General features: G+C 57.7%; 5 protein-coding genes. 2 read left to right on the top strand and 3 right to left on the bottom strand.

Annotated elements, in window-relative coordinates; translation table 11 throughout:
* Positions 1 to 356: 356 nt before the first annotated feature.
* Entirely contained in the window at positions 357 to 1415 is a 1059-nt protein-coding gene (locus AC6RV7_RS20940; RefSeq protein ID WP_500096158.1) for a substrate-binding domain-containing protein, read from the bottom strand.
* Positions 1416 to 1593: 178 nt separating this feature from the next.
* On the opposite strand from AC6RV7_RS20940, the gene AC6RV7_RS20935 reads away from it, so the two are divergent.
* Positions 1594 to 2379, top strand: a complete 786-nt coding sequence (locus AC6RV7_RS20935) for an HpcH/HpaI aldolase family protein (RefSeq protein WP_500096157.1) — start codon at positions 1594 to 1596, stop codon at positions 2377 to 2379.
* Between the two features lie 83 nt (positions 2380 to 2462).
* Entirely contained in the window at positions 2463 to 3425 is a 963-nt protein-coding gene (locus AC6RV7_RS20930) for an aldose epimerase family protein (protein ID WP_500096156.1), read from the top strand.
* Positions 3426 to 3536: 111 nt separating this feature from the next.
* Here the strand turns inward: AC6RV7_RS20930 and AC6RV7_RS20925 are convergent, their stop codons facing one another.
* Positions 3537 to 5714: an exo-alpha-sialidase gene (locus AC6RV7_RS20925; protein WP_500096155.1), complete on the bottom strand. Its 2178-nt coding sequence runs from the start codon at positions 5712 to 5714 to the stop codon at positions 3537 to 3539.
* Between the two features lie 295 nt (positions 5715 to 6009).
* On the bottom strand, positions 6010 to 8250 hold the full coding sequence (locus AC6RV7_RS20920; protein WP_500096154.1) for a TonB-dependent siderophore receptor: 2241 nt from the start codon (positions 8248 to 8250) through the stop codon (positions 6010 to 6012).
* Positions 8251 to 8255 lie beyond the last annotated feature (5 nt).

Here is an 8255-nt window from a genome sequence, read left to right as displayed (position 1 = left end):
GCCCACGATTGTCGCGCTTCTCCCCATCTTCCACCAACTCCGTCGAGATCGTTCCCATCCACCGAGACTACCGCATCCCGCCTCAACCGCCTACGAGGCACCTGTTCGGACGTTTACGCTAAACGCGCGAAGTCGCGCGGCATTACGTCCTCGCCATGGGCCATCGGCAGGAAAGTCGTGTTGATTCGCAAAGCCGCCAACATGTCCACATGTCCCATGCTCCTACTCAGGTGGAGGTCAGTGAAAAGCTGGAGCAGGCAATTACCGCAATGCCCGCCAATCGCCCCCTTTCGGCGAGCGCTAAGCTGAACGTTTTACGCCGAGGTGGCGAGTCGGTTGCGACACGCTTCTCGATCTCAGCCTGACGCCTTCGCCAGTGTCTCGCCAGCACTCAGCTCCAACTGCATCAGGATCTCGGTCGCATCGTCCAACGGCCGAATCTTGTGACGCATCTCATCCAGCAATTTCACCGTTTGCGCAGCAAGCTGCTCCTCGTCGACGGTGACCGAGACCAGGCGCCTGGCTATAGCGCCATCCCGCCAGCGTCCGCCGAAGCTTATAATCGAAACGTCATCCGGCACTCGATAACCCAGCTTGCTTAAGAGCAGAAACACCAGTTCAGCCTCGGCATCGAACGTGCAGAAAACAGCCGTCGGTCTGTCTTCGCGAGCCATGATCTGCTTTAGGTTGTTGGCGACCCAGGACTCGTGCTCGGACGTAAATCTCGGCGTATCGTCGCAGCGGACGAAATCCGCCGTCAGCCCATATCCACCGCTCTCCATCTCTTCGCGCAGACCTTTTTCATACAGCGGAGTCAGTCCTCCGCGGGTGTGACTGAACATGGCCACACGACGGTGCCCGAACTTCAAAAAGGCCCGCCCCGCCAATCGGCCCACCTCCTTGGCCGAGAACGTGATCAACGGAGCCTGAATACCCTCGACGCGACGGTGACAAAATACCACCGGAATACCCGCCGCCTGCAGGGGTCGGATGTGGTGGGGCGGAGTCACCGTCGTGGTCGTTGGCACGATCGCGATGCCGGCGATCTTCTTGTCCATCAACTGTAACAATGCCGAAGCCTGCTTGTTCGTATCGTTATCCGTGTCGCAGACGATCACTTGATTATTGAGGGCCGCGGCCGCGGCGTTGAATCCCCGCTGCAAAGAAGGATAGTAACCCGTTCTCGTTTCCGGAATGACCAGACCGAACGCATCGAGCCCTGATTTGAGCCTGATCAGCGCGGACTCATGCACAAACGACCCCCGACCTCGCGTGCGCTGAATCAATCCTTTCCGCGCCAATTCGCCGAGCGCCTGCCGCACGGTGTTTCGCGAAATATTGGCCGCCCGCGTGAGCTCTTTCTCGGTCGGCAACGCATCCCCCGGACGCAGCCGACCCGAAATCAGCTCAGTCATGAAATAGTTGTGCAGACGCTCGTGCTTCGAGCCAGCCGCGGAATCTCCCAGATCCAATGTTAAGGAATCTCCCATTTTGTAGGCACTTTAATCGAGGAGTTGCGGCGTGCTGTCAAATCGCGCGCCCTCCTCATTTCAGCATTGCTACCAACTTTGTTCCTACTTTACTTCCGTTCTGATGCGCAAAAGTCTCATCAAATCGAAGCTGCAACGCAATGAGGTGTCATTGATCACCACGCTCCACTTCGCGGACGAGTCCGCTTACGAGATGACGAGCTTGCTGGGGTTTGATGGTATCTGGATGGACCTGGAACACCATGCCCACTCGCTCGAAACCGCCTCTCAACTGATGCGCGCGGCCCGCGTGGGCGGCGCCGACATTGTCGCTCGCCCCGCCAAGAGCGAATTCATGCGCATGGGCCGACTGCTCGAGGCAGGCGCCCAAGGAATCATGTATCCTCGCTGCGAGACAGCCGACGAAGCCCGTGAGATTGTGCGCTGGGCCAAATTCGCGCCGATCGGCGAACGCGGCGCCGATGGCGGCGGACCCGACCTGCCTTATGGCTTGTATTCACTTGGTGACTACGTTCGAGCGGCAAACGAGGAAACTTTTATCATCGCGCAACTCGAATCTCCGAAGTCGCTGACGCACGCGGAGGAGATCGCCCGGGTTCCCGGGATCGATATCCTCATGTTCGGCCCCGGAGACTTCACCGTGTTGGCCGGGATTCCCGGCCAGTTCGATCATCCGATGGTAGCAGATGCGCTCAGGACCGTCGCTCACGCCGCGAGCCGCGCCGGCATTCACTGGGGTTCGGTAGCTTTCAACGCGCAGCATGCCAAGATGCTCCTGGACCTCGGAGCGAAGTTTATCTGCCACAATGCCGACATCATGATTTTGAAACGCGGACTCGAGACCATAAAACAGGAGTTCGCACCGCTCGGTTTTACCTTCCGGTCCTAAACGGATCACCCTTCCGGCATCTCCAGCGAAAGTCGCGGCCGCGCCTTCTCGCGCGCGACCAAGGTTAGTCCGCTCAAGGAAGGATGGACACGTCCCCGCCCGGCGTAATCATGACACCTGTTGTAGAACGGATTCAATCCCAAGGGCACGCTTTGGTTCGTTGGCAGTGCGGCTCCTCGACATATGTAGCGTGCCCTGAAACAGGCGCTCGACTCATGAGCTGGCACCTGGAAAGCGACTGCGGCCGGCGTCAGGAAATAATATATTGGCCGGTTCAATACTCGATGGCCGACTTCGGCGACATCCGTGGAGGCAATCCGATTCTATTTCCGTTCGCCGGAAGAAGCTTTGATGAGGGTGCGATCAACCTCTGGCGCGGACCTGACGGCGTGCAGCGCCCCATGCCGATACATGGGTTCGCCCGCCACAGCAGATTTCAGCTGCGGAACCTCGATGCGTCTGGATTTAGCGCCGTATTGACCTCCGATGCGGAGGCTAAACGATGTTATCCCTACGATTTTGAGTTCGAGGTCACCTACCGGTTTCAGGCCGCCGCCCTCCACTGCGAGCTGAGCCTGCATAACCGAGACACCCAAGCCCTCCCTTGGTGCGCCGGACATCATCCCTACTTCTCGCTGCCGTGGAGCGACGAACGCGTCCAAGAGAAGTTTCGTATCCATCTCCCTGCGACGAAGACGTGGAATCACGACTATGATGGAGCAGGAAGACTGATCTCCCGCCCGTGTTTAAGCGGGGATCAGTCGTTGGCCAACCCAGCCTTGATCGATGCGATCCACTCCGGTCTGTCGTCCAACAAGATCTATTTCGGAGACCAAAGCGGGACGCGGACGATCCACCTCCGTCTTGGGTCCTCCGAAACGCCACCCGACGGCAGTTGCCTCGTCACATGGTCGCAAAAAGGTTTACCCTACTATTGTATAGAGCCGTGGATGGGCGTGCCGAACGCGTTTGAAAACAAGATCGGCCTGGACTGGGTCCAGCCGGGACAGACGCGAAGATTCGGCATATCGATCGTCGTCGCCTAGGCGAGGTCAGGCGCAGCCGATTGGGGCGGCTCACGAAACGCATAGAGCTTCGGCCGTCCTGCCGGCGGGGGCGATCGGGCTGGCTCAAGGTCTCCTAGCCCACCACATTACTCACTGATACTTGTTACTGAAGACCAGGTCATCGATATAAAAATCGTCACCCACTCCTGAGCTCGAATAGCTGGTAAATCTCACCCGGTCGATGGACGTCTTCGTGTTCCATTCATAACCGTAACCGGCGAGGACCCCGTTCACAAACACGGCGCAATGCCCCATGTCGAGCGCGACGATCCGCACGGTGTTCCAGGCATTGAGCACGAGACTGGCGCCACCCATGCTCTTATATTCCAGAATGCCGCCGTTGTCCTCGTTGTAACAATAGCAACTGAGTGCCCCCGAACTGTTCACTCGGATATGAAACGCCATGCTCGCATTATCATCCCCGCCACTCCCCAGGCTGACGTAGAAGCCCTGGGCAAGCGTCACAGGCTTCAACTTGAATTCAACGGTTTTGAACGCTCCAGCGTTCGAAGTTTTGACAACCGAAGACAACACGGAACTCGACGTATCGTGAATACGAAGCGAATTTGACCCGCTATACGCCTGGAGATTGCTGACGCGGGCGCTCGCCGCCACCTCGGCGAAATCGGCCGGCACGTTGCCAACCGTGTCACGGTCGAAATTACTGACGTAATCCGTGCGTTGCAGGTTATCGACGTGGATGTCGTCGCCAACACCGGGGGTGGAGTAACTCGTGAAGCGGATACGGTCGATCGTGCTGTAAGTGTTCCACTTCCCCGCCGTGCCGGCCACCGTCCCATTCACGGTGACAAGCGCGCTGTCGGTGTTCGGCGCATCGATACGAACGGTATTCCAACTGTTCACGATGACGTTACTCCCGCTCAACGGCGTGTAGGTGCTCCCGTCATACCAATGCAGACCGCCGGAGGAATTGATCCGAAGATGGAAGATCACGTTGCTGTTCGCGTTACCCCCGCTGGCCAGGCTGATATAACAACCGTTCGGCAAACTCGGATGCAGCTTGAACTCATACGATACCGCGGTGTCGGACTTGGCTACCTTCACCACCGACGTCAGCGCCGAGGACGAGTTGTCGTGGATGCGGAGCGACTTTGACCCTGCATATGCGTTGGCCGAACTTACCCGGGCGCTGCCCGACACCTCCACATATCCCGGAGGGACGGTCCCGGCGACGTCGTTTTCGAACGTGTCCAGATAGTTGAACGGCCGCGGCCAATCCGAAACGCTCGTATAGGTGCCGGCGCAGATGCCTCGCTCGACATCATAATATACCGTAAACAACTCATCGGTATCCGGGAGGTAGACTGAGCTGGGATAGCCCATATCAAACACGTTGGATCCCGTGGAATTGTAGATCAACCTGCTGCCATTGCCCCACCATCCGTATTCGGGATAGAACATTCGTCCCTCCACCACGCGGTTCCCATTGTTGGCATCGGGCCGACACCAAGTGACGAAGAACCTGTCGTTGGCCAGCTTCAACGCGTGTGGCGCATGCACTTGCGGGCGCGCCATGTCCACACTGGTCCAGGTGGCTCCGTTGTCGGTGGACTTGGAAATCCAGCCCCGATAACGGACCAGCGAGTAAAGGGTGCTCCCACCCGCATACATTGCGGCCGACTCGTCAGCGCCACCATTGATGATCGTTCCCTGACTGCTCCAGGAACTGCCCGAATTCGTGCTCTTGAAGACGCTCACGACCGGCCCTCCGACTTGATAAACGGGCGCCAGCCACGCGCCGTTGGCTTCCACCACGCTCGCGGTGGTTGCGGCGTTGCTCACGATCTGCACGGGCGAAGTCCAGGTGACGCCATGATTCGAGCTTTTGATGGAAAAAACCCCCTTGTTCTCCGGCACGCTCCCGGGAACTTTTTTGAAATAAGTCATCGTTACGGTGCCGTCACTCATCACCGAAATGCTTGGGTCGCGGGCGTCGTAACCATCGGCGCTGTGATCAACCAGCAGGGTTGGCGTCCCCCACGTCGCACCATCGTTGGTGCTTCTCGTTATCCAAATCGTGCCATAGCTCCCCACCCCAACGTGGACGTGATTCCAATAGTAAACGACCAGCAGGTCGCCATTGCTACACCGAGCTACCTCCGGAAAACGCGGCTCATAAACCTGTCCTCCGATCGTCTGGGCCCCCTTGATCAAAACGTCATAACTGGTGGGAACGTCCAGACTCGCCCGCAGGTTAGGAGTAAAACGTGCTACCGAAACAAGCGTTAACAGAACCGCCAGGACCAAAATAGAGGTTCGTCTGTATCCATTGCAAACGTGGCTCCCGCCGTCGCGGAGCAGTTTAATGTGAGGGCGGCAAGCTCTGCGGGTCGGGGCGGTATGCATAGAAACGGGGGTTGCAATCCGAAAGCAAAGCTCCAGCGGGATAGAGCTGGAGTGGTGAAGCTTGCGCGGCGCCGGGAAGATAAGCCCGGCGCCGCGGTAACAATCTATATGGCGCCGAGGCGATTCGACGCCAGCAAGACGCTGGAAATGGGCTCGAAACCGCCGGGGCGTTGCCACCCCCGCGGTTTGCCCAGGCTCAGAAGCGGCGGCTCACGCGGAATTTCACGATCCGCATAGGTCCTTGGAAGACCTGATAGTGATTGACCGCACGGGCGAGATCCCATTCGTCCGTGACGTTCTGAACGTTGAGCTGGAATTTATATTCCTTCCAAGTGTAGCTAGTCCACGCTGATGCATTCCAGCTTGGCGGCAGCCAGTAATTGGACGTGGTCCATGCCGCCACGGCGTCTTTCCAAGTAAGTCCGAGACCGGCCGCCCACCCTTTCAAGGCGCCTTGGCGCGGTGCAAACCGTGTGGTGAAGCTTGCGGTATACCGGGGAACGTTCCTGGCAACGTTATATAAAGCCGGAGGAGTGGGAGCGGGCAACCGCGCATCCTGCAGCGCGCCTCCAAACCCAACCTGAAGCGACTCCAGCATCTGCCAGTGCATGTCGAGCTCCAGTCCCTGGGTGCGCTGTCTCGCCGTCTGGATGTAGAAGCCAGGATGCTCCGGATCGGGATCGCGCTCTTTGATATTGGTCATCCGCAGATCATAGGCGGACAACGTGCCCGACAAACGACCGTCAAAGAAGTTGGCCTTCAAACCGACCTCATCCAAAATTCCTTCCAACGGCTTGAACGGGCGTCCATCCGGCTGAGCGCCATAGTTCGGGGTATAATTCGTCGCGTGGCTGAAAAACACCGAGTAGCTCCGGGTCGGCTTTATAACCGCTCCATACCGGTGCGTGTAGGCATGACCGCGGTTGAGCTCACCCTCCTTCTTTAACAGCAGGTCGTTCGTCTTCGTATCGTAGTCATCATATCGGATTCCGGCCACGAACTGCAGCTTGTCGCCAAAAAACTGGATATGATCGCGAATGGCCCACGCCGCCGAGTGATCATATCTCTGCGTCCGAGCGTGGGTATAAGTAGGCAGCTGGGGCGAGAAATAGTAGTTGGGATCGTCCGTGAGATAGAGATAGTTGGTCTCGCCGGTGTTTAGATTCTCGTAGTTCTGAAACAGCGACTTCTGGTTATACTGTGCGATCGCAAGAATCTTGTGCGAATGACTCGACAATTGCAGGTCGTAAACCGCGTCCACGGCCGACGTGAAGAAAAATTGGTCGTCGCTATAGTCGCGCCAACCACGGCGAATTCGATAAGCCTTTTTTGCCGCATCGTAGGATATGCCTGCGCTGTGGGGAAAAATATCTTCTGCCTCGTGGTCCCACCACGTGGCGGTGCTGGTCAAGCGGACAGCCAGGTTTTCCGTCGGCTGGGTCTCGAGATACAAATAAGGCGCCTGTTTGCGGTTCCGAGAATAGCCTTGCGGGCTCGAGACCGTAAAATCGCGGGGCAAGACACCCCAGGTAGTGATGCCACCCTCTTCTTTGGTGAGGCCGAACGGCAACTCAACTTCGCCAAACACGGTGCTTGTAGGATACCACATGGCGAGCTCTCCCCAGTGCTTGAAGCCTTTTTCTTCGAGCAGCTCACCCACCAGCTTTAGCTGGACCCGGTCACCAATCTTCCACGTGACTTGCGGGGTTGCGGTCCAGCGATGGAGATAAGCGAATTTGACCGCGACGTTATTCACCAAGTTTTCATCCCTGCCCGTCGCGATCAGGCGAACCGACACCTTGTCGTTGATTGGCTTGGTGTAGTCGAACTCCGCCTTCACCTGCCCGTGATTGCCCACGGTGACGGCGAACTCACCCTGCTCCTTCCAAAGCGGCTCCTTGCGCACGCGATTCAGCACACCGCCGATGGCCGTTGAGCCGTAGACAAGCGCCGATGGCCCCTTCAGCACCTCGAGTCGCTGAAAATTAAAGGGCTCGGCGCCCGCCTGGCTTTGATATTGGTTGTCGATGATACCATTGGTGTAATGATCGCGCACGGTGTATCCGCGGATCATGACACTGTCGCCGACGTTCGACTCGATCGACACCCCGGGAACATACTGCAAGACGTCAAACACCTCGCTTGGCTGGAAGTCCTGCATGAACGCCTGATTAATGACATTGATCGCTTGCGGCGTGTCGATCAACGCGGTGTTCGTTCGGGTGACACCGATGGCGTTGGTCGTGGAGTAACCGACATCCTGGCTGTCCGTTACCTGAAACACATTCAGCATTACGGTCTCGCTCCCGTCGTCGATCGGCGTATCCGCAATTGTCGACGTCCGTTGCTGCGCAAGCGCAGGAGACGCACAAGTGCAAGATATCAAAAGCCCGACCAGCAGTGCCGGGAACGTTTTGGAGCGCAGGGGTGGTTTCATTGTTT

It is taken from the genome of Opitutus sp. sgz309028, assembly GCF_059821195.1.
Note: the sequence above shows the minus strand (reverse complement) of the source record. Positions and strands in the feature narration are given on the sequence as shown.

Excerpts from the sequence above, each read along its gene's own strand:
- AC6RV7_RS20930 (WP_500096156.1), top strand. The coding sequence starts at position 2,463 with ATGGACACGTCCCCGCCCGGCGTAATCATGACACCTGTTGTAGAACGG.
- AC6RV7_RS20940 (WP_500096158.1), bottom strand. The coding sequence starts at position 1,415 with ATGACTGAGCTGATTTCGGGTCGGCTGCGTCCGGGGGATGCGTTGCCG.
- AC6RV7_RS20935 (WP_500096157.1), top strand. The coding sequence starts at position 1,594 with ATGCGCAAAAGTCTCATCAAATCGAAGCTGCAACGCAATGAGGTGTCA.
- AC6RV7_RS20920 (WP_500096154.1), bottom strand. The coding sequence starts at position 8,250 with ATGAAACCACCCCTGCGCTCCAAAACGTTCCCGGCACTGCTGGTCGGG.